Source organism: Pseudomonas sp. B21-023, from assembly GCF_024749165.1.
GTDB lineage: Bacteria > Pseudomonadota > Gammaproteobacteria > Pseudomonadales > Pseudomonadaceae > Aquipseudomonas.
In genome coordinates this window covers 181,831-201,687 of sequence record NZ_CP087190.1, presented here as the reverse complement: position 1 = coordinate 201,687, position 19,857 = coordinate 181,831, and the positions used below count along the sequence as shown (strand labels likewise).

Below are 19,857 nucleotides of genomic sequence, written 5' to 3'. Positions count from 1 at the left end.
TCCCGTTATGTGGTATTACGGTCTGCTCGACTTGTCGGCCTGGCAACTGGTCGCCGTCACCCTGCTGATGACCCATGTGACCATCGTCAGCGTCACCATCTACCTGCACCGCTACTCGGCCCACCGCGCCCTGGAGCTGAACGCGGGCCTCAAGCATTTCTTCCGTTTCTGGCTGTGGCTCACCACGGCGCAGAACACCCGCGAGTGGACCGCCATCCACCGCAAGCACCACGCCAAGTGCGAAACCCCCGACGACCCGCACAGCCCGGTGCACAAGGGCCTGGGCACCGTGCTGCGCAAGGGCGCCGAGCTGTACCGGGAAGAGGCGAAAAACGAGGAAACGCTGCGCATCTACGGCAAGAACTGCCCGGACGACTGGATCGAGCGCAACCTCTACACCCGCTACAAGCTCGGCGGCATCGCCCTGATGGCGGTACTCGACCTGCTGCTGTTCGGCACCATCGGCATCACCATCTGGGCGATCCAGATGATGTGGATCCCGTTCTGGGCCGCCGGTGTGGTCAACGGTCTGGGCCATGCCGTGGGCTATCGCAACTTCGAATGCCGCGACGCCGCCACCAACCTGGTGCCGTGGGGCATCATCATTGGCGGCGAGGAGCTGCACAACAACCATCACACCTACCCCAACTCGGCGAAGCTTTCGGTACGCCGCTGGGAGTTCGACATGGGCTGGATGTGGATCCGCCTGCTGAGCCTGCTGCGCCTGGCCAAGGTGCAACGGGTGGCGCCCATCGCCCATCGGGTGGAAGGCAAGGCGTCGCTGGACATGGACACTGCCATGGCCATCCTCAACAACCGCTTCCAGATCATGGCCCAGTACCGCAAGCTGGTGATCGGCCCGCTGGTCAAGCAGGAGCTGGACAAGGTCGACACCTCGGTACGCCACCGCTTCCGCCGCGCCAAGCGTCTGCTCTCGCGGGAAACCAGCCTGCTGCAGGATCGCCACCACGCGCGCATCGAGTCGCTGCTGGCCCACAGCCAGGCTCTCAAGACCATCTACGAAAAGCGCCTGGCGCTACAGCAGATCTGGGCGCGCACCAGCGCCAACGGCCACGACATGCTCGCCGCCATGAAGGACTGGGTACACGAGGCCGAGGCCAGTGGTATTCAGTCGCTGCGTGACTTCGCCGCCCAGCTCAAGACCTACTCGCTGCGCCCCAACGGCGCCTGAGCACCGTTGATCGGCATGCCCCGCAATGGGGCGTGCCGACCGGAACTTCCCCCCCTGCAATCGACTCAAATCCGGCATATCGCCCGCGTGGCGGGCCGGACCGTGGCCGCACGCCCATCGTCGAGAACCGTTCCGTGCTCATGGCCAAAGATCTCCCACCCACCTCTACCGGCACCCCGCGCCCCGAAGCTGCTCAAACCCTGCTCGCCCTGTTGCACGCTCAAGGCGAAGTGGCCCGCCTGAGCGAACGCGAGCAGCTGTACAGCTCGCTGCTCGACAGCGTCAACGCAGTGCTCTGGGCCTTCGACTGGGAAACCCGCCAGGTGCTCTACGTCAGCCCCGCCTACGAACGCATCTTCGGCCGCCCGGCCAGCCTGGTGTTGGCCGACTACAACGAATGGCGCGACGCCATCTACCCGGACGACCTGGAGTACGCCGAGCGCAGCCTGGCCCAGGTGCTGGTCAAGGGCACCGTCGAGGACCGCGAGTACCGCATCCTCAACGCCGCCGGCGAGGTGCGCTGGCTCAGCGACAAGTGCTATATCAACCAGCAGCGTGAAGGCGACCAGCGGGTGATCATCGTCGGCATCGCCGAGGACATCACCGAGAAAAAACAGCTCGAAGGTGAGTTGCAGCGTCTGGCCACCACCGACGTGCTCACCCAGAGCAGCAACCGCAGGCATTTCTTCGAGTGCGCCCAGCAGGCCTTCGACAGCGCCCGCGAGGACGGCACGCCGATGGCCTTCCTGCTGTTGGACATCGACGACTTCAAGCACATCAACGACAGCTATGGTCACCAGGAAGGCGACCAGGTGCTGCAGCGCATCGCCGACAGTGGCAAGGCCGTGCTACGGCGTGGCGATCAGTTCGGGCGCATTGGCGGCGAAGAGTTTGCCGCCGTGTTCCCAGGCTGCACCGCTCAGGTAGCCGAACAGATCGCCGAGCGGCTGCAGCGGGAAATCCAGCGGTTGAGTTTCAGCCATGGTGAGCAGACCTATGGCGTCACGGTGAGCCAGGGGCTGACCGGGCTGATTGATGAAGACGAAACGCTGGACAGCCTGTTCGCTCGGGCCGATGCGGCGATGTACAGGGCCAAGCGTCAGGGCAAGAACCAGATCGTTCGCGGCTGAGGGGAGCCTGGAAGACCCACTGAACGCTGGTTTTCCAGCCTACTAAGGCTGCTTCTCTTCTCCATCGTCCTCAGCTGCGCAGGCGCTGGAAACGACCGCTGCCTCGCTCTGCGCAGCCTGCTCCTCCTGCCCCTCGGCCGCCTCCCGTGCCAGCGCCTCCGGGTCCACCTTGCGCAGCCGCGACAACTCCGGCAACCCCAGCTTGAGCAAGCGCGCCGTCTTGCTGCTAGCGATCTTCTCCAGCCCCTCACTGGGCCTGAGTCGCGACAGTTGCCCTGCCAGGTTCATCGCCAGGATCTCCCGGGAGTAGACGCCGCCACCGAGCTGATACACCGCGGCGATCAGCTCACGCAGGTCGAGCGGCAAGCGCCAGCGGGTGCGCAGTGCCGAGCCGAACGGGGCGCCGAAGTCGTTGAGCGATAGCTCCACCTGGTCATCGTCCAACTCGCCACCGGCCAGTCGCCACTCCTGCAAGGTGCGCAGCACCGCCAGGTCGCCCAGGCAATGCAACAAACCCGCGCAGTAACAGCGCCCTTCGTCCACTTCGAGGGTGCGCGCCAAGGTGCGTGCGTAGTCGGCGGCATGCAGCGACAGATTCCAGTAGTGCGCGGCATGCCGCGCCAACAAGGGGTCGCTCAACCGCGCGCTGCGCTTGAGCGTGAGCCCGAGGATCAGGTTCATGCTCTGGGTGCTGCCAAGCTTGTTCAGCGCCTGCAGCAAGGTCTGCACCGGCGCTTCGCGATGCAGCGCGGCGCTGTTGGCGGCAGCGATGAGCACGCCGGTAATCTGCGGGTCGTTGCGTACCTCTTCCTCGAGCACCTTGAGGTTCAAGCCATTTGGGTTGAGGGCGCGCTTGACCGCCACCTGCACATCGGCGAACAGTGGGCCGCCATCGGCAGTGGCGCGGCGTTGCTCGAGGTAGGCCGGCAGTTGCACACCGGGCTGCAGCGGTGGCACCGGGCAGGCGATCTGCTCGCCCACCTCCAGCAGCAGGTTTTCCAGACGCTTGCGCAGGTTTTCCAGGTCGAGCGGCTTGCTCAGGTAGGCGGTGGGGTGCAACGGCAGCGCCTCGCGCACACTGGCGCTGTCGGTGCGGTTGCTCATCAGGATGAACGGCAGGCCGGGCTTGTCGCCCCTGGCGCGCACCTTGCGCAGCAGGTCCAGGCCATCGAGGCCGGAAAGCTCACGGGCGGCGATGATCAGGTCAGGCTTGGCCGCCAGCGCGCTCAGGGCCTGGGAGCCATCGGCACAGACCTGCAGGCGGGCGTCACAGCGCACACTGAGCAGCATTTCGCTGAGCATGTCGCGTACCCAAGGGTCACCCTCGGCGATCAAGACACAAGGGGCAACGGGGTCGGCAGCGCTCATGAGCGAGTCTCCAGAAATGACGCGCGATCCATCGCAGCTTCCACGGAATCCTCCTACAACCTTAGCGCCTGAAGCCGGCGAACGGCATAAAAAAACCCGCCGAGGCGGGTTTTTTTCTGAAACGTGTCACATATTTCAGGCCAGTTCGGCGAAACACTCTTCGATGATCGCCAGGCCTTTATCCAGCAGGGCATCTTCGGCGGTCAGCGGTACCAGGATACGCAGGACGTTGCCGTAGGTGCCGCAGGACAGCAGGATCAAGCCCTTGTCACGAGCCTTGGCGACAACCTGGGCAACGGCGGCGGCGTTCGGGGTGTGGGTGCCTTTCTCGAAGACTTCCACGGCAATCATCGAGCCCAGACCACGGACATCGCCGATGATCGGGTGCTTCTTCTGGATTTCACGCAGGCCAGTGGTCAGGCGTTCGCCAACGGCCTTGCTGCGATCCAGCAGTTTCTCTTCCTCGAACACTTCGATCACCGCCAGGGCTGCGGCGCAAGCGATCGGCGAACCGGCGTAGGTACCGCCCAGGCCGCCCGGGGCGATGGCGTCCATGTACTCGGCCTTGCCGCACACACCGGCCAGCGGGAAGCCGCCGGCGATCGACTTGGCGAAGGTGGTCAGGTCAGGCGCGACGCCCATCTGCTCCATGGCGAAGAAGGTACCGGTACGGCCGGCGCCGGTCTGCACTTCGTCGGCGATCAGCAGGATGCCGTGCTGGTCGCACAGGGCACGCAGGCGCTGCATCAGCTCTTTCGGCGCAGGCAGGAAGCCGCCTTCGCCTTGTACCGGCTCGAGGATGATCGCGGCGATATCACGCGGCTCGGCGTCGTTCTTGAAGATGCGCTCGACCGAAGCGATGGCGTCGTCAACGCTGACACCGTGAAGCTCGCTCGGGAACAGGGCGCGGAAGATGCCGCCTGGCATCAGGCCCATGCCGGCGGAGTACGGCACGACCTTGCCGGTCAGGCCCAGGGTCATCATGGTGCGGCCATGATAGCCGCCGGTGAAGGCGATCACGCCAGCACGGCCGGTGGCGGCACGGGCGATCTTCACGGCGTTTTCAACGGCTTCGGAGCCGGTGGTGACCAGCAGGGTCTTCTTGTCGAAGTTGCCAGGCACCAGCTTGTTGATCTTTTCGCACAGCTCGACGTACGGCTCGTAGGCCAGCACCTGGAAGCAGGTGTGGCTGACCTTGGTCAGCTGCTCTTGCACGGCCGCGACCACTTTCGGGTGCAGGTGGCCGGTGTTCAGTACAGCGATGCCGCCGGCGAAGTCGATCAGTTCGCGGCCTTCAACGTCGATCACCGTCGAGTTCTTCGCGGTATCGACGAAGATCGGGTGGATCTGGCCAACGCCACGTGGGACGGCGGCGACACGACGTTGCATCAGGGATTCGTTGGTCTTGCTCATAGTGCCCTCAATTGCGCCGGTTCTGCGGCGCTTTTATTCGGGGGTGGCTGGACGCAGGCGTGCACAGTATTCGTTGATCGACTGTCACACATGCCCTGGCTACCGGGTACCGCTATGTCAAAAAGGCCAGCGAGACGTCGCTCTCGCGCCCCGCTGGCAGAGGTAAAAGCGTTTACCTGGCGATCAGACGCTGATGCACAGGTATTTGATCTCGAGGTAGTCCTCGATGCCGTACTTGGAACCTTCGCGGCCCAGGCCCGACGCCTTGATGCCGCCAAACGGCGCGACTTCGTTGGAGATCAGGCCGGTGTTGATGCCGACCATGCCGTACTCCAGGGCCTCGGCGACGCGGAACACGCGACTCATGTCACGGGCGTAGAAGTACGAGGCCAGGCCGAACTCGGTGTCGTTGGACATGGCGATGACTTCGGCCTCGTCCTTGAAGCGGAACAGCGGCGCCAGCGGGCCGAAGGTCTCTTCCTTGGCGACAGCGGCGGTTTTCGGCACGTCGACCAGGATGGTCGGCTCGAAGAAGTTGCCTTCGATGAGCTTGCCACCGGACAGCACCTTGGCGCCCTTGGCGACGGCGTCCTCGATGTGCTCCTGGACCTTGGCGACAGCCTTGCCGTCGATCAGCGGGCCAGTGGTGGTGCCTTCTTCCAGGCCGTTGCCGATCTTCAGCTTGGCCACGGCGGCTTTCAGCTTCTCGGCGAACGCATCGTAGACGCCGTCCTGCACGTAGATACGGTTGGCGCAGACGCAGGTCTGACCGTTGTTGCGGTACTTGGAGATGATCGCGCCCTCGACCGCCTTGTCCAGGTCGGCGTCGTCGAACACGATGAACGGCGCGTTGCCGCCCAGCTCCAGGGAAACTTTCTTGATGTCCTTGGCGCACTCTTCCATCAACTGGCGACCAATTTCGGTCGAGCCGGTGAAGGACAGCTTGCGCACCAGGGAGTTGCCGGTCAGCTCGGAGCCGACTTCGCCGGCGCTGCCGGTGATCACGCTCAGCACGCCAGCCGGGATGCCGGCACGGGTGGCCAGTTCGACCAGGGCCAGGGCAGAGTACGGGGTCTGCGAAGCGGGCTTGAGCACCATGGTGCAACCGGCGGCCAGGGCCGGGCCGGCTTTGCGGGTGATCATCGCGGCCGGGAAGTTCCACGGGGTGATGGCGGCGGTGACGCCGATCGGCTGCTTGATGACGATCAGGCGCTTGTCCGGCTGGTGGCCTGGGATGACGTCGCCGTAGACACGCTTGGCTTCTTCGGCGAACCATTCGATGAACGAGGCGGCATAGGCGATTTCGCCCTTGGCTTCGGCCAGTGGCTTGCCCTGCTCGGTGGTCATCAGGCGGGCCAGGTCGTCCTGGTGCTCGATCATCAGCTCGAACCAGCGGCGCAGCTTGCCGGCACGCTCTTTGGCGGTCAGTGCGCGCCAGGCCGGCAGCGCCTTGTCGGCGGCCTCGATGGCGCGGCGGGTTTCGGCGGCGCCCATCTTCGGCACGCTGCCGATCACTTCGCCGGTGGCCGGGTTGGTCACCTTGATGGTCTGACCGCTGTCCGCATCCAGCCATTCACCATTGATGAAGGCCTGCTGGCGGAACAACTGAGCGTCTTTGAGCTGCATGTCGGCTTCCCTTTACTGCGAATTTTGATTGTTGAAAAGGCGCCCTCGATGCGGGGGCGGCCGTCAGGAATTCGTGCACCAGGGTGTTCGACGCCTGGGTGCCGAGCGTTTGAAATCTCAAACGGAATGCTAAGCGGGCGCTAGGGGGTTGGACAATAGGCTGTTCGAAAAAAAGAACGAGTGGTCGGAATTCAGATCAGTGGAAATGCATCGCGGGGCAAGTCGCATCGGCGCACCGATGCGACTTGCCCCGCGATAGGGCCCTGGAAGGTTAGTCCATCAGAACGCCTTGTCGAGGTCGATCACTAGCGCCCGGTAGCCCACGCTGCCCGGCTGGCGACTGTGCACTTTCAGCTCCACCGCCACCTCCTGGGTGCCGCGACGCACTTCATTGAGCACGCTGGTCGTCAGCTTCTCGGGCGTCAGGAAGTTAACCGAAGCCGAATAGATGAACTGGGTATCGGTATCGGCCCGATACGCCACCACCGAGGTGATCGGGCTGTACCACTCGTCACCCCGCTCCTTGCCGTACTGCCACACCTGCTCGACCGTGCCCTTGGCCTCGTCGATCTTGTACTCCACCGCCCGGCTGTAGTTGCCTGCCAGCTTGGTCGGGCCGAAGTCCCGGCCCCAGCCGTTGTCGAACACGGTCAGCGTGCCGCGCCCGGTCAGCCAGGCGGTGTGTTGGGTCCAGGACCATTCGAAGCCCTCGCCCACGGGTTTGAGCACCTTGTCCTGCAGGCGCGCCGGCCAGCCCTGGGGCGCAGCAAGAATCCACTTCACCTGCTTGTCGCGACCGATCTTCACCACGCCCTGGTGCCGTGCTGAAACGATGATGCTGTCGTCATCGGCGTCGTAGTCGATGGCGTTGACGTGGGCCCAGTTGCGTCCGGTACCGACGCCGGGAGTGTCGCCGAACGGCAGGTCGCCTTCGGCCAGCTCGTTGGCCAGGCGCTCGTCCTGTTTCTGCACACCGTCCGGCAGCTGGATCGCGGCCTTGCCCAGGGTTTCCAGCAGCTCGCCGCGGTACGGGTCGAGGATCTGGTTCAAGTCCCAGAAGTCGAGCACGTCGCCGGCCTCGTTGACCTCGATGATATGGTCGCGGATCGAGCGCACGCGCTTGCCATCCGGGCGGCGGTAGTCGCTGGTGCCGACCCGCAACAGGTAGGTGCCGTTGGGCGTCTCGCGGATCTCGTGGGAGAAGTCGGCGAACTTGTCCGGCAGGTTGCGCTGCCAGATACGCCGGCCAAGGAGGTCGTACTTGGAATAGGTCTGGCCCTGGCCCCAGATCAGCTTGCCGTCGCGGGTCTGGTGGAAGCCCATGGTGCCGCCCAGGCCGTCGCGGTGGTTGGAATCGTGGATCTGCTCGATATCGAGGTACCAGCGCACATCGCCGTTGCTGTCGGCGATCCAGTTGTTGCCCACCGAGTCCCACTCGGCGGCACCGCCCAGACCGTTCCATTTGAAGGCCCGGCCACCGGGGATGTCTGCCAGCAGGTGATTGAACAGGTACAGGCGCTGTTCGAAGCCGGGCGCGACCTTGACCGGTTCGACCTCGGGCAGCGCCGCAGTCTGCTTTGCCACCACCGGCAGGCGCACCGCCGGGGCGTAGATCTCGTAACGCTCGCGAATGCGCTCACCCTCGAGCTTGTAGCTCACCTCCACCTGGTTGACGTGGTCCGGATACAGGCCAAACACCGGGATGCCACCGTAGGTCCACAACGAGCGTTCGGACACCTCGTAGCTGATATCGACACCGCGCTCGCCACGCCCCAGCACGCGAACGTGAGCGGCGCCAAGGCTGCGGCCGCCGTCGCGGATGATCGCGGTCAGCGGCGCCAGGCGATACGGGTTGACCACCACGTCGCCGAGCAGGGCTTCGTCGCGGTCGGGCACCTTGGCGGTGAGGCAGGCGCCTTCGGGCAGGTCGTGGGGTTGGGTCTTGGCGTTCATGGCAAAGCTCCTTGTGCTCAGAAGTCGTAACGGGCGGTGGCGCCCACGGTGCGCGGCGTGCCAAGCACCCCGGCATAGCCGCCGTTGGCGGAGTTCCACAGGCTGGTGAAGTAGGTCTTGTCGCCGGCGTTCTTCACCCACAGCGACAGGTCGAGCACGCCGTCGCCTTGGTCCAGGCGCACGCCGGTGGACAGGTTGACGATGGCGTAGCTGGGGATCTGGCCATAGTCGGAATCGTCGATGGTGCCGACGGCCCTGGAGCGGAAGGCGTAGCTGGCGGTGAGGTAGGGCTCGATACGCTCGGTCAGCTGCCACTTGTACTGGCCGTTGAGGTTGGCGATGTACTTGGAGGCGCCGACCACCTGGTGGCCGGACAGATCGCAAGTGGCCGCGGCATTGGCCAGGCTCACCTCCGGCGAGCACGGTGCGTCGTCGTACTCGGTGTAGCGCACGTCGTTCCACGAGCCATTGAAATTCACGGTCAGCCCGCGGACCGGCAGGGCCGTGGCCTCGAACTCCAGGCCCCGCGAGCGCACGCTGCCGGCGTTGGCCAGGTACTGCACGCGGTTGGCCTCGTCATAGACGTTGGCCTGGTAGCCATGCACTTCGGTCCAGAACAGGTTGGTGTTGAGTTGCAGGCGGTTGTCCAGCAGCGTGCTCTTGATCCCCAGCTCCGCGTTGTTGGCGCGTTCGGTGCCCACCAGTAGCGAGTCGGTGCCCAGCCGTGGCGCGGCGCCGACGGTGAGGTTGACGCCGCCGGACTTCTCGCCGTGGGACAGGCTGGCATAGCCCAGCACCGCGTCGCTGAAGCGGTAGCTCAGGCTGAGCAGCCCGGAAGGGGCGAAGCTGTACTGGTTGAGGTCACCTGAATCGTAGGCGCCCACCCTGCCCTGGCGCGCCGCGGCCGCCGCACCGGTCACGGCCGCGCCGCCGGACGGCGCGTCGCGGGTCACCCAGGCGCTTTTCTCTTCGTAGGTACCCCGCACGCCAGCGGTGAAATCCAGGCGCTCGGTCAGGTGCCAGGTGCCCTGGGCGAACAACGCGTAGCTGTCGGTATCGATATGGCCGTTGCCGATTGTGGTGACGTTGGCCAGGGCGCCAGCCGGGGTCAGGTTCCAGATGTCGGCTTGCGGTCCGTTGTAGGTGAACGATTTGTTGTCCAGATCCTGCTTGAAGTAATAGGCGCCGAGCACATAGTCGAAGAAGCCGCCGGTGGGCGAAGCCAGGCGGATTTCCTGGGAGTACTGCTTGTCGCGCACCGAGACCCCGGCGCTGTGGAACACCGGCACGTTGAGGCCGTCGTCGTTGCGCGGCGTGAAGTCCCACCAGCGGTAGGCGGTGATCGAGGTAAGGGTGAAGTCGTTGGGCAAGGTCCAGTTGGCTTCCACCGAGGTTCCACCCTGGAACACCTTGACCATCTGGTCGGCGTCGAAGTTGACCTTGCGGTCCTTGCCCGACACCAGGGTTGCGCCGGCCTGGGCGGCCAGGCTCTCGTAGCGGTTCACGCCATTGATGGTCGGGCCGGTGCTGTAGAGGCTGAGGATACCGTTGTCGGAGTTTTCTTCGTTGTATTCGCCGATCCAGCGCAGGTTGAAGGTTTCGCTGGGCTTGAACAGCAACTGGGTGCGAAAGCCCTGGCGTTTGCCGCCATTGAGGTCATGTCCGTTGTAGACGTTCTTCACATAGCCGTCGTCCTCGGTGTGGTAAGCACTGATGCGCCCGGCGAGGGTGTCGGTCAAAGGACCGGAGAAACTGCCCTGGGTCTGCCAGTAGCCATCCTCGCCCAGCGACGACTGCACGCTGCCCTCCTGGTGGAAAGTCGGCTTGCGCGTGGTGATGTTGAGCACACCGGCTGTGGTGTTCTTGCCGAACAGCGTCCCCTGCGGGCCACGCAGCACTTCCAGCTGCTCGACATCGAGCAGGTCGAACACCGCCATGCCCGGGCGGCCGAGGTAGACGTTGTCGAGGTAGATCCCGACGCTGCCTTCCAGGCCATCGCTGGCCGGGTTGTTGCCCAGGCCGCGGATGGAGATGCTCGATTGGCGGGCGTGCACATAGGCGACGTTGGTGCTCGGCACCAGTTGCTGCAAATCCTGCACGCGGTAGATGCGCTGGGTCTCGAGGGTTTCGCTGCCCAGCACACTGATCGGCGTGGGCACGCTCTGCGCGGTCTCTTCGCGTCGCCGGGCATTGACGGTGACGGTGCCGAGCTGGGCTTCCTGCGTCACGGCTGGGGCGGCGTTGGGCTCATCGGCAAAGCTGCTGCCGGAAGCGGCCAGCAGCACTCCAGCCGCCAGGGGTTGCAGGGCGAACAACGAGGCGCGCGCGGGCCAACGGGAAAGTCGGGACATGCAGATGCTCCTTGAGGCAAGGGCCCAGGCGAGCATTTCCGTTGGCGGAACCGAATCGCGGTCAGGCTGGTTTATATTCTTCTAAGAAATATAAATATTTGTAATTCATATTTTGTGGAATAAGAGACTCCCTTTATAAGGTTCCCAACCCTTCCCAGCAATTGCATTCCACCGAAAGTTTCCATGTAGAAAATGCATATCGACCTGCGCCAGCTCCGCCACTTCATCGCCCTTGTCGAGCACCGCAGCTTCGTCGCTGCAGCGGCTGCGGTGAACCTTTCGCAATCGGCTTTCAGCCGCAGCATCCAGACGCTGGAGCACAACGTCGGCTGCCGCCTGGTCGACCGCGCCAGCAAGGAACTGGCGCCGACCCGCCAGGGCCTGCTGGTGCTGGAGCATTCGCGGCGCCTGGTGCATGGGGCGCACAACCTGGTCAACGAGATCAACCAGTTCAATGGCGCCACCACCGGCGTGGTGCGCTTTGGCTCGGGGCCGGCGCCCGCCGGCGGGCTGGTGCCGCGGGCGGTTGCGCGCTTCGTCGCCGAGTACCCGGCGGCGCGCACCTGCTTACAGGTGGACAATTGGCAGGCCTTGAACCGCCGGCTGATCGCCGAGGAGATCGAGTTCTTCGTCGCCGACACCCGCCAGTTCGAAGCCGACCCGGATTACCAGGTGCACAAGCTCACGCCCCAACGCTGGCACTTCTGCTGCCGCGCCGGGCATCCACTGACCGAGCGTGGCGAAGTGCGCGCGCAGGACCTGTTCGACTATCCGCTGGCGACCACCTTCCGCCCGCCGAACATCCGCAAGATCCTCAGCGACCTCAGTGGGCGGCAGGACTTCCTGCCCAGCGTGGAATGCGATCATGGCTATGCGCTGCTCAATGTAGTGCAGCACTCGGACACCATCGGCATCGCCTGCAGCGCGAACCTGCGACCTTACGAAGGGTTGGTGGCGCTCAAGCTGGCGGACCTGGCACCGGAACAGGAAGAGGCGTTCTACACCCGCTATGGGGTGGTGAGCCGGGTGGGGTATGGCTTGTCGGCGCTGGCGCAGGGATTGGTGAGGCAGTTGGTGGCCTGTGACGTCGAGTTGTAGCGAACAGGGGCCGCTTTGCGGCCCCAACGGTCTCAGCCCTTGCGCGTGGTCCGGCTCAGTTGCCCATCCACGCCCACCGGCACCTCGCCGGCCAGGGTCACCCGACGCACGATGCGCGGCTGCGTACCGTAGTCATCCACCGCATAGTGCTGGGTCGCGCGGTTGTCCCAGATCGCCACGTCCCCGGCCTGCCAGCGCCAGCGCACGGTGTTTTCCAGGCGTGTCACATGCCCCTGCAGCACCGCGAACAGATGCTGCGAGTCGGCCAGCGAATAACCCTTGATACGTTTGACGAAATGCCCCAGTTGCAACACACGCTCGCCACTCACCGGATGCACGCGCACCACCGGGTGCTCGGTCTCGTACACCGTCGAAGTGAACACCTTGCGATAGCGCTCCAGCTTGGCCGGATCGACATCAGGTTTCGCACTGGCGTAGTCGTACTCGTTGCTGTGCACCGCCCACAGCTGGTCGGCCAGGGCGCGCAGCGGTTCGGGCAGTTCCTGGTAGGCCGCGGCGGTGTTGGCCCACACCGTGTCGCCACCGGAGGCCGGCGCCACCACGCTGCGCAGGATCGAGGCCTTGGGATAGGCATCGATGAAGGTCACGTCGGTGTGCCAGGAGTTGGCCCGCTGCCCCTCGGCGCCATCGAGCTGGAGCAGGTAGCTGGTGCCATCGACCACGGGCACCGTGGGGTGGGCGATGGGGTCGCCGAGCCGTTGGGCGAAGGCTTCCTGCCCTACGTCATCCAGATGCTCCTGGCCTCGGAAGAAAATCACCTTGTACTGCACCAGCGCCGCCTGGATGGCATCGACGGTTGCCGGGTCGAGGTCGGCGGACAGCTTGATGTTGCGGATCTCGGCGCCGATGCGCCCGGCAACGGGGTGGATGTCGAGTTCGAGGGTTTGCGGCGCGGTGGCCAGTGCGGCGTTGCTCATAGTCGTGCTCCTCAGGGTTGTTGTCGGGTCAGCGGGCGGCCTGGGTGGCCTGGGTGGCCTGGTCCTGTTGCAGGGCGTGGTCGATGAAGCGTGGTTCGATCCAGTCGGTTACCTGGAAGCCACGGCGGATCAGGCGCTCCTTGGTGGCCAGGTCGACGCCCTGTTGCAACAGGCCGACGAAGCCAGCGTCCAGGCGTGGGTCGAAGTATTCGGCAAGGTTTTCCTCGGCCAGGTCGTCGCGCAGGATCGACTTTGGCCAGTTGGCGGTATTGGCCACCAGGTCCACGTAGGCTTCGCGATTGCGCTCGTCGCGCAGCCACTTCGCCGCCTGTTCCTGGGCGTTGACCAGGCGCTGCACCAGGTCGGGGTACTGGCGAATGAACGCGCCGGTTCCGAGCAGCACCGCTTGAGTACTGCCGGCCCCTTGCAGGTTGCGTGAGTTGACCGGCAACTCGACCAAGCCCCGCTCGCGCAGCGACAGCAGGTTGGACAGGCCCCAGGTGGCGTCGATCTGCTTGGCGGCCAGGGCGGCATTGGCGGCGTTGAAGTCGAGGTTGATGACTTTCAGCTCACGCTCGGACAGCCCCTGGCTGGCCAGGGCACTGGCGAACGACAGCTGGTTGGCGGTGCCGCGGAACACTGCCACGCGCTTGCCCTTGAGATCCTGCAGGCTGTGGATGCGCGAGCCCGGGACTACGCCGAGGTAGCTCTTCACACCGCGCACCCCAGCCGACAACACGCGGGTGTCGAGGCCGCTGGCCTTGCCGATGATCGCGGCCAGATCACCCAGGTAGGCGAAGTCCGCCTGGCCGTTGGCCAGGGCTTCGTTGACCACGGGGCCTGCGCCCTTGAAGAAGCGCCAGTCGATGCGGATACCGTCCTTGGCAAACTCCTTCTCCAGCAGTTGCTGATCGCGCAGCACATCCACCACGCCGCCGGCGCTGGGCTTGCTGCCAGCGCTGAGGTCGGGCACGGCGATACGGATCACATCCGGCTGGGCGGCATGCGCTGCCACGGGCACGGCACTCAACAAGGCGGCGAGCAATGGGCTGAGCAGGTGGCGGAAGTTGGTTTTCATGGCAAGGCTCCTTGGCAGGCTGCCACCGGCGATGGCCGGCGCTATGGGCCAGAAGCTAGGCAGGTCCGGTTAGAACCTACAAAGATCAAAACTTCATTTTTTAGTAACCAGAAGACATAACCCAGGCGCCATGCGGGCCTGCGACGGGCTTGCAGGAAACGCATGGAAAATATGAGGAAAACGCAACGGGACGGGGCTTTCGCATGCACCGACCGCATGCTCTTATCTCTTGAATACTATTTATGTGAATTTTTAATTCTATAAATGAATAAACAAGGAACGGTTTGGGAGATGCCCCGATGAGCGAAGTCTTGAGCGCAAGTCTGCGGCGCCTGTGGGGGCCGCTGCGCGGCCCTTTCGCGACGCAAGGCCGCTCCTATCTGCCGTGGATCGTGCCGTTGGCGGTGGCGGGCTTGTGGGTCGTCGCCAGCCGGGAGCACTGGATGAGCGAACAGATCCTGCCCGCCCCCGCGCTGGTCTGGCAGAGTGCGCTGGAGTTCGGCTCCGGCGAACTCTGGGGCCACCTGTGGATAAGTCTGCAGCGCCTGATCTGGGGGCTGCTGGCAGGAGTCGCCAGCGGCCTGCTGCTGGGCACTTGGCTGGGCGGGTCGCGACGGGCGCAGACTCTGGTGCTGCCCACCTTCGTCGCCCTGGCGCAAATCCCCACACTGGCCTGGATCCCACTGTTCATGCTGTTCTTCGGCATCGGCGAGCTGCTCAAACTGGTAGTGCTGGTCAAGGCGGTGGTGGTGCCGGTCACGCTGCACACCCTGGTCGGCGTGCGCGACGCCCAGCCCAAGCTGCGCGAGGCCGCCGCCGTCCTGCGCCTGCCCTCTCACCTGCTGTTCCTGCGCCTGTTGCTGCCCGCCGCGCTGCCGGCGTTTCTCGCCGGTGTGCGACTGGCCTTGGCCACTGGCTGGACCTCGCTGCTGGCTGTGGAACTGCTGGCCTCCAGCGAAGGCATCGGCTACCTGATGGTCTGGGGGCGGCAGTTGTTCATGCTCGACCTGGTGTTCCTCTGCATCCTGCTGATCGGCCTGGTCGGCGCACTGATGGATCGCGGCTTCTCGCGCCTGGAACGCAGCCTGTTGCACTGGCCGCAACCGGCCACTGGCGAGCAGTTGCGCGGCCAGGTGCCACGCGGCTGGCAAAGCCTGCTGCTGCCTGCAGGGCTGTTGCTGCTGTGGCAGGCCGCCAACAGCCTTGGCTGGGTCGATGCCAACATCCTCTCTTCACCGCTGGATGTGCTGCGCAGCCTGTACGCAGGCCTGCTCGACGGTTCGTTACCCGAGGCCCTGCGCCTGAGCCTGCAACGCACCCTGGTCGGTCTGTTGATCGGCGGTGGCGCGGGGTTCGCCCTGGGCCTGCTGCTGGGCCTCTCAGCCAACGCCGAGCGCTTGCTCGGCCCGAGCCTGTCGGCGTTGCGCCAGGTGGCGCTGTTCGCCTGGGTGCCGCTGCTGACCGCCTGGTTCGGCCTGGGTGAAGGCGCCAAGCTGGTGTTCGTCGCACTGGCGGCGTTCTTCCCGATGCTGATCGCCACCCAACGCGGCATCGCCAGCCTCCCGCCACAGCTGGGCGAGGCGGCGCAGGCCCTGCGCCTGGACCTGTCGCACCGGCTGCGTCTGCTGGTGTTGCCTGGCGCCGCCCCGGCGATCTTCGCCGGGCTGCGCCTGTCGCTGATCTATGCCTGGCTCGGCACTATCGGCGCCGAGTACTTCATGCCCTCGGACGGCGGCATCGCCAGTCTGATGATCGGCGCCCAGCAATTGTTCCGCATGGACCAGGTGATGGCTGCCATGGTCCTGATCGGCCTGGTCGGCGCCCTGCTCGGCCACCTCGGCCAACGCCTTGAATCACGCGCCACGCGCTGGAGATCCGCATGAACGCTTTCATCACCCCGGCCCTGCATGCGGCCAACCAAGCTGATGCCACACCGCCGCTGGTCAGCTTCGAGAAAGTCGGCAAGACCTTCAGCGTCGACGGTCAGTCGTTCGAAGCCATTCGCGACTTCGACCTGTCGATCGAACAGGGCGAATTCATCGCCATCGTCGGCTCGTCGGGCTGCGGCAAGTCCACCCTGCTGCGCCTGCTGGTGGGCCTGGACAACGACTACAGCGGCCAGATCCGCGTCGATGGCCAGCCGGTCAACGGCATCGGCGGTGAACGCGGCATCGTGTTCCAGGAGCACCGCCTGTTTCCCTGGCTGACGGTGGCGCAGAACATCGGCCTGGGCCTGGTCAACGACAAGCTGACCCAGGGCGAGCGCGCCCGTCGGGTGCATGAATTCGTGCACCTGGTGGGGCTGGTCGGTTTCGAATCGGCCTACCCGCACCAGCTCTCCGGTGGCATGGCCCAACGCGTGGCGATCGCCCGGGGGCTGGTGGCCAGCCCGCGCATCCTGCTGCTCGACGAACCGTTCGGCGCCCTGGATGCACTGACCCGCCAGCAGTTGCAGGACGAGTTACTGGCAATACGTGAGCGTTCTGGGGTGACCGTTCTGCTGGTGACCCACGATGCCGAAGAGGCAACCTACCTGGCCGACCGGGTGGTGGTGCTGGAACCGCGGCCGGGGCGGATCAAGGCGGTGGTGGAAGTTGGGCTGTCGCATCCGCGCCAACGCACCGGGGTGGCACTGCATGGCTTGCGCGAGAAGGTGCTGCACCAGATTACCGGGGATGGCGGCTATCTGCGGCCGGTGGTGCATAGGGTTGAGGGGTTGCGGCCGGAGTTGATTGCGCTCTAGGGGTGGGTTGCCTGTACCGGCCTCATCGCCGGCAAGCCGGCTCCCACAGGGTATTGCCTTGCTTTTGTGGGAGCCGGCTTGCCGGCGATGAGGCCGGTGCGGTCAACCGAGACTGCGCAGGTAGTCCCAGGGATAAATCCCCCGCTCATGCCCATCGCTGAACACCAGCTGCACCCCATACCCCTGGACCTCGATCCGCGCCACCCGCACATCCTCGCCCACCAGCGAAATCGCACCCTTCAACCGTGTTGCCCGGCACTGTGAACATGGGCAGGCACCGCGCAGCCGGGCGTGGCTGATCAACTGCTCAGCCTCACCCCACTGCACCAGCAGCTCACCGCGTTCGCGGTGGTTGCGCAAGGCGCTGGGCGCGCCCATCACACCGCCCCTTGCAATTGCGCCAAGGCAATGCGCACGGCCTTGCGCACTTCCGGGTCGCTGTCGGCCTCGGCCGCCTGCAACGCCGGCAATGCCCGGGCTTCACCCAGCTCGCCCAGCGCCAGTGCGGCTTCCTTGCGCAGGTTGGCGATGCCATGGCCCAGCAATTGCGCCAGCCCATCCAACGCGGCAGCATGGCGCAGCCGGCCCAAGGCCCGCGCCGCGCGCAAGCGGACCTGCCAATAGCTGTCGCCCAGCGCCGCGATCAAGGCCTGGCCCGCTGCAGCCTGGCCGACCTTGCCCAGGGTGGTCGCCGCCTCTTCACGCACCTGCCAGGCCTCGTCGGCCAGGGCGCCGATAAGCGCTGGCAGCACACCGGCATCCCGGGCCAGGCCCAACGCACCAATGGCGGCGCGGCGCACGTCGGTATCCGGCTCGTTGGCCGCCAGTTGCGCCAGCGCGGGCAAGGCCGGCGCATGCTTGAGCCAGCCGAGGATGCCCACCGCTTCGCGGCGCACACCGGCATCCACATCCGCCAACGCCTGCAACGCAGGCACAGCGGCGTCCTCCAGGCGCAGCTCGCGCAGGGCGCGCAAGGCGCTGGCCCGCACGAAGGCATCGGCATGGCTGGCCCAGGGCAGGATCAGTTGCCCCGCCTCCTGGGTCTTGAGCTCACTGAGGCTCTGGGCGGCCGCCAGGCGCACCGGCTCGGCGGGGTCGGCCAATGCGGCGCACAGGCCCTGCACCACTTCCGGCGCCTCCCAGGCTTCGAGCAAGCGCGCGGCTTCGGCGCGCACATCAGCATTGGCGTCGACCAACAGCGCATCGGTGAGCCAAGGCAGGCCGTCCGGGTCTTCCAGGTCGGCCAGTTCGATCAGGGCGATGCGTCGCACGCCGGCATCAAGGGCGTTCAGGCGTGGCAGCAGTTCGATGATGTCGGGGTTGTCCGTGATTCGTTCAGTCATAGCGCAATCCGCAGCGGAGGATGGTCGGTGTCGGGCAGGCCCAAGGGTGTCAGGCGCGGCAGTTCGCGTCCTTCTTCATGGCGCAGCAACGCCAGGCAATGGCGTTTGAGGTGGGTGAATGCAGGGCTGGTCAGCAGGCTCGCTCGCCGCGGGCGGGCGAAGTCCAGCCGCAGATCTTCGATAAAACGCCCAGGCCGGGGGCTCATCACCAGGAGGCGGTCGGCCAGGAACAGCGCCTCATCGATGTCATGGGTAACGAACACCACCGTGGTGCGGATGCGCGCCCAGATATCCAGCAGCAGTTCCTGCATGCGCGCACGGGTCTGCGCATCGAGGGCGCCGAACGGTTCGTCCATCAGCAGCAGGCGCGGGCGGTTGATCAGTACTCGAGCGATCTCGGCGCGTTGCTGCATGCCGCCGGACAACTGACTGGGCCAGCGTTGGGCGAAATCACCCAGGCCGACCAGTTGCAGCATCTCGGCGGCCTGATGTCGACGCTCGGCCTTGCCCAGCCCCTGCATCTTCAAGCCGAAGGCCACGTTGTCTAGCACGCGGAGCCAAGGCAGCAGCGTGTGATGCTGGAACACCATGCCGCGTTGCGGCGAAGGGCCGTCGACCGCTTGCCCGTCCACCAACAACTGGCCGCCGGCCGGCGTCAGGTGCCCGGCCAGTGCGCCGAGCAACGTGGACTTGCCGCAGCCGGACGGTCCGAGGATGCACACGAACTCGCCCGGGGCGATGGCAAAGTCCAGCGCCTGCACCGCTTCGAAGGTGTCACGCCCATGGCCCAGGCGAATCGACAAACCCTGCGCTTCGATACGCCCGGGCACCTGTTGATAACTGCTCATCACGCACGCCTCCGTATCCAGGGCGTGGCCAGCGCGCCAAGGTGCTTGACCAGCGCGCTGCTGCCCATGCCCAGCACGCCGATCAGCAGCATGCCGACGATGATGTCGGGGTAGTTCTGCAAGGTGTAGGACTCCCAGGTGTAGTAACCGATACCGAACTGCCCGGCGATCATCTCGGCAGTCACCAGGCAGAACCACGAGGTGCCCATGCCGATGGCCAGCCCCGTGACGATGCTCGGCAGCGCGCCCGGCAGCACCACTTCGCGCAGGATCGCCCAGCGCCCGGCGCCCAGGCTGCGCGCCGAGGCCACCAGGCGCGGGTCGATCGCCTCGACGCCGTGCACGGTATTGAGCAGGATCGGGAACAGCGCACCGGTGAAGGTGATGAACACCATCGACAGCTCCGAGGAGGGGAACATCAGGATCGCCAGCGGGATCCAGGCCACCGCCGGGATCGGCCGCAACACTTCCAGCGGCGGCATCAGCGTGTCCTCCAGCCACTTCGAGCGACCGATCAACAGGCCCAGGCTCACCCCCAGCAGCGCCGCCACGCCGTAGCCGGCGAACACCCGCGCCAGGCTGCTGCCCAGGTGCGCCAGCAGGGCATTGGAGGCCAGCAGTTGCCAGGCGGCGTCGAGCACCGCGCCGGGCGTGGGCACGTAGGTGAAGGTGAACAGCAGCAGGTCCAGCTTGTGGCTCGCGGCCAGCTGCCAGAACAGCAGGCAGGCCAGCAGCGACGCCAGGCGCAGGGGCCAGCGCGCAAGGTCACGGGTCAT

The 19,857-nt window shown here is 65.5% G+C and carries 16 protein-coding genes; 5 read left to right on the top strand and 11 right to left on the bottom strand.

The genetic code is table 11. The features are described from left to right. Positions 1 to 7 precede the first annotated feature (7 nt). Both desA and LOY42_RS00950 read left to right on the top strand, forming a co-directional pair. Positions 8 to 1,192: a delta-9 fatty acid desaturase DesA gene (gene desA, locus LOY42_RS00955; RefSeq protein WP_139674441.1), complete on the top strand. Its 1,185-nt coding sequence runs from the start codon at positions 8 to 10 to the stop codon at positions 1,190 to 1,192. 140 nt (positions 1,193 to 1,332) lie between these two features. Next, entirely contained in the window at positions 1,333 to 2,322 is a 990-nt protein-coding gene (locus LOY42_RS00950; protein WP_110697135.1) for a sensor domain-containing diguanylate cyclase, read from the top strand. A 42-nt stretch (positions 2,323 to 2,364) separates the two neighbouring features. Here the strand turns inward: LOY42_RS00950 and LOY42_RS00945 are convergent, their stop codons facing one another. The 5 genes from LOY42_RS00945 to LOY42_RS00925 all read right to left on the bottom strand — a co-directional run bounded on the left by LOY42_RS00945 (position 2,365) and on the right by LOY42_RS00925 (position 11,033). Then, positions 2,365 to 3,690 (bottom strand): response regulator, encoded by a 1,326-nt coding sequence (locus LOY42_RS00945; RefSeq protein WP_258599689.1) that lies wholly within the window; start codon positions 3,688 to 3,690, stop codon positions 2,365 to 2,367. Between the two features lie 135 nt (positions 3,691 to 3,825). Then, complete coding sequence (gene gabT / locus LOY42_RS00940; protein WP_110697131.1) at positions 3,826 to 5,103, bottom strand: 4-aminobutyrate--2-oxoglutarate transaminase; 1,278 nt, start codon at positions 5,101 to 5,103, stop codon at positions 3,826 to 3,828. A 183-nt stretch (positions 5,104 to 5,286) separates the two neighbouring features. Then, the gene (gene gabD / locus LOY42_RS00935) at positions 5,287 to 6,729 is read right to left on the bottom strand and encodes an NADP-dependent succinate-semialdehyde dehydrogenase (RefSeq protein ID WP_046853707.1); all 1,443 of its coding nucleotides are present in this window, start codon (positions 6,727 to 6,729) and stop codon (positions 5,287 to 5,289) included. 279 nt (positions 6,730 to 7,008) lie between these two features. After that, positions 7,009 to 8,682, bottom strand: a complete 1,674-nt coding sequence (locus LOY42_RS00930; RefSeq protein WP_139674447.1) for an aryl-sulfate sulfotransferase — start codon at positions 8,680 to 8,682, stop codon at positions 7,009 to 7,011. 17 nt (positions 8,683 to 8,699) lie between these two features. Then, positions 8,700 to 11,033, bottom strand: a complete 2,334-nt coding sequence (locus LOY42_RS00925; RefSeq protein WP_258599688.1) for a TonB-dependent receptor — start codon at positions 11,031 to 11,033, stop codon at positions 8,700 to 8,702. A gap of 192 nt (positions 11,034 to 11,225) precedes the next feature. Here LOY42_RS00925 and LOY42_RS00920 point away from each other — a divergent pair, with 192 nt between their 5' ends. Next, positions 11,226 to 12,131 (top strand): LysR family transcriptional regulator, encoded by a 906-nt coding sequence (locus tag LOY42_RS00920; protein ID WP_258599687.1) that lies wholly within the window; start codon positions 11,226 to 11,228, stop codon positions 12,129 to 12,131. Positions 12,132 to 12,163: 32 nt separating this feature from the next. Here the strand turns inward: LOY42_RS00920 and LOY42_RS00915 are convergent, their stop codons facing one another. Both LOY42_RS00915 and LOY42_RS00910 read right to left on the bottom strand, forming a co-directional pair. Then, positions 12,164 to 13,069: a TauD/TfdA family dioxygenase gene (locus LOY42_RS00915; RefSeq protein ID WP_258599686.1), complete on the bottom strand. Its 906-nt coding sequence runs from the start codon at positions 13,067 to 13,069 to the stop codon at positions 12,164 to 12,166. A gap of 28 nt (positions 13,070 to 13,097) precedes the next feature. Continuing rightward, positions 13,098 to 14,147: an ABC transporter substrate-binding protein gene (locus LOY42_RS00910; protein WP_258599685.1), complete on the bottom strand. Its 1,050-nt coding sequence runs from the start codon at positions 14,145 to 14,147 to the stop codon at positions 13,098 to 13,100. 299 nt (positions 14,148 to 14,446) lie between these two features. Here LOY42_RS00910 and LOY42_RS00905 point away from each other — a divergent pair, with 299 nt between their 5' ends. Together LOY42_RS00905 and LOY42_RS00900 are read left to right on the top strand one after the other, a co-directional pair. Further along, complete coding sequence (locus LOY42_RS00905; RefSeq protein WP_198754961.1) at positions 14,447 to 16,030, top strand: ABC transporter permease; 1,584 nt, start codon at positions 14,447 to 14,449, stop codon at positions 16,028 to 16,030. Next, entirely contained in the window at positions 16,027 to 16,890 is an 864-nt protein-coding gene (locus LOY42_RS00900; protein WP_111531958.1) for an ABC transporter ATP-binding protein, read from the top strand. The genes LOY42_RS00905 and LOY42_RS00900 overlap by 4 nt, the downstream gene beginning before the upstream one ends. 102 nt (positions 16,891 to 16,992) lie before the next feature. Here the strand turns inward: LOY42_RS00900 and LOY42_RS00895 are convergent, their stop codons facing one another. Genes LOY42_RS00895 through LOY42_RS00880 form a run of 4 tightly spaced genes read right to left on the bottom strand, consistent with a single transcriptional unit; the run spans position 16,993 to position 19,857 of the window. Beyond that, complete coding sequence (locus LOY42_RS00895; protein WP_139674465.1) at positions 16,993 to 17,268, bottom strand: gamma-butyrobetaine hydroxylase-like domain-containing protein; 276 nt, start codon at positions 17,266 to 17,268, stop codon at positions 16,993 to 16,995. Continuing rightward, complete coding sequence (locus LOY42_RS00890; RefSeq protein ID WP_102683499.1) at positions 17,268 to 18,233, bottom strand: HEAT repeat domain-containing protein; 966 nt, start codon at positions 18,231 to 18,233, stop codon at positions 17,268 to 17,270. Before LOY42_RS00890 ends, LOY42_RS00895 begins: the two co-directional genes overlap by 1 nt. Then, positions 18,230 to 19,081: an ABC transporter ATP-binding protein gene (locus tag LOY42_RS00885; RefSeq protein ID WP_110697111.1), complete on the bottom strand. Its 852-nt coding sequence runs from the start codon at positions 19,079 to 19,081 to the stop codon at positions 18,230 to 18,232. The genes LOY42_RS00890 and LOY42_RS00885 overlap by 4 nt, the downstream gene beginning before the upstream one ends. Beyond that, on the bottom strand, positions 19,081 to 19,857 hold the full coding sequence (locus LOY42_RS00880) for an ABC transporter permease (RefSeq protein ID WP_102683501.1): 777 nt from the start codon (positions 19,855 to 19,857) through the stop codon (positions 19,081 to 19,083). Before LOY42_RS00880 ends, LOY42_RS00885 begins: the two co-directional genes overlap by 1 nt.

Coding starts and splice junctions, on each gene's coding strand:
- LOY42_RS00930 (WP_139674447.1), bottom strand. CDS start 8,682: ATGAACGCCAAGACCCAACCCCACGACCTGCCCGAAGGCGCCTGCCTC.
- LOY42_RS00950 (WP_110697135.1), top strand. CDS start 1,333: ATGGCCAAAGATCTCCCACCCACCTCTACCGGCACCCCGCGCCCCGAA.
- LOY42_RS00890 (WP_102683499.1), bottom strand. CDS start 18,233: ATGACTGAACGAATCACGGACAACCCCGACATCATCGAACTGCTGCCA.
- LOY42_RS00915 (WP_258599686.1), bottom strand. CDS start 13,069: ATGAGCAACGCCGCACTGGCCACCGCGCCGCAAACCCTCGAACTCGAC.
- LOY42_RS00920 (WP_258599687.1), top strand. CDS start 11,226: ATGCATATCGACCTGCGCCAGCTCCGCCACTTCATCGCCCTTGTCGAG.
- LOY42_RS00880 (WP_102683501.1), bottom strand. CDS start 19,857: ATGACCCGTGACCTTGCGCGCTGGCCCCTGCGCCTGGCGTCGCTGCTG.
- LOY42_RS00895 (WP_139674465.1), bottom strand. CDS start 17,268: ATGGGCGCGCCCAGCGCCTTGCGCAACCACCGCGAACGCGGTGAGCTG.
- gabD (WP_046853707.1), bottom strand. CDS start 6,729: ATGCAGCTCAAAGACGCTCAGTTGTTCCGCCAGCAGGCCTTCATCAAT.
- LOY42_RS00900 (WP_111531958.1), top strand. CDS start 16,027: ATGAACGCTTTCATCACCCCGGCCCTGCATGCGGCCAACCAAGCTGAT.
- gabT (WP_110697131.1), bottom strand. CDS start 5,103: ATGAGCAAGACCAACGAATCCCTGATGCAACGTCGTGTCGCCGCCGTC.
- LOY42_RS00905 (WP_198754961.1), top strand. CDS start 14,447: ATGAGCGAAGTCTTGAGCGCAAGTCTGCGGCGCCTGTGGGGGCCGCTG.
- LOY42_RS00945 (WP_258599689.1), bottom strand. CDS start 3,690: ATGAGCGCTGCCGACCCCGTTGCCCCTTGTGTCTTGATCGCCGAGGGT.
- desA (WP_139674441.1), top strand. CDS start 8: ATGTGGTATTACGGTCTGCTCGACTTGTCGGCCTGGCAACTGGTCGCC.
- LOY42_RS00910 (WP_258599685.1), bottom strand. CDS start 14,147: ATGAAAACCAACTTCCGCCACCTGCTCAGCCCATTGCTCGCCGCCTTG.
- LOY42_RS00885 (WP_110697111.1), bottom strand. CDS start 19,081: ATGAGCAGTTATCAACAGGTGCCCGGGCGTATCGAAGCGCAGGGTTTG.
- LOY42_RS00925 (WP_258599688.1), bottom strand. CDS start 11,033: ATGTCCCGACTTTCCCGTTGGCCCGCGCGCGCCTCGTTGTTCGCCCTG.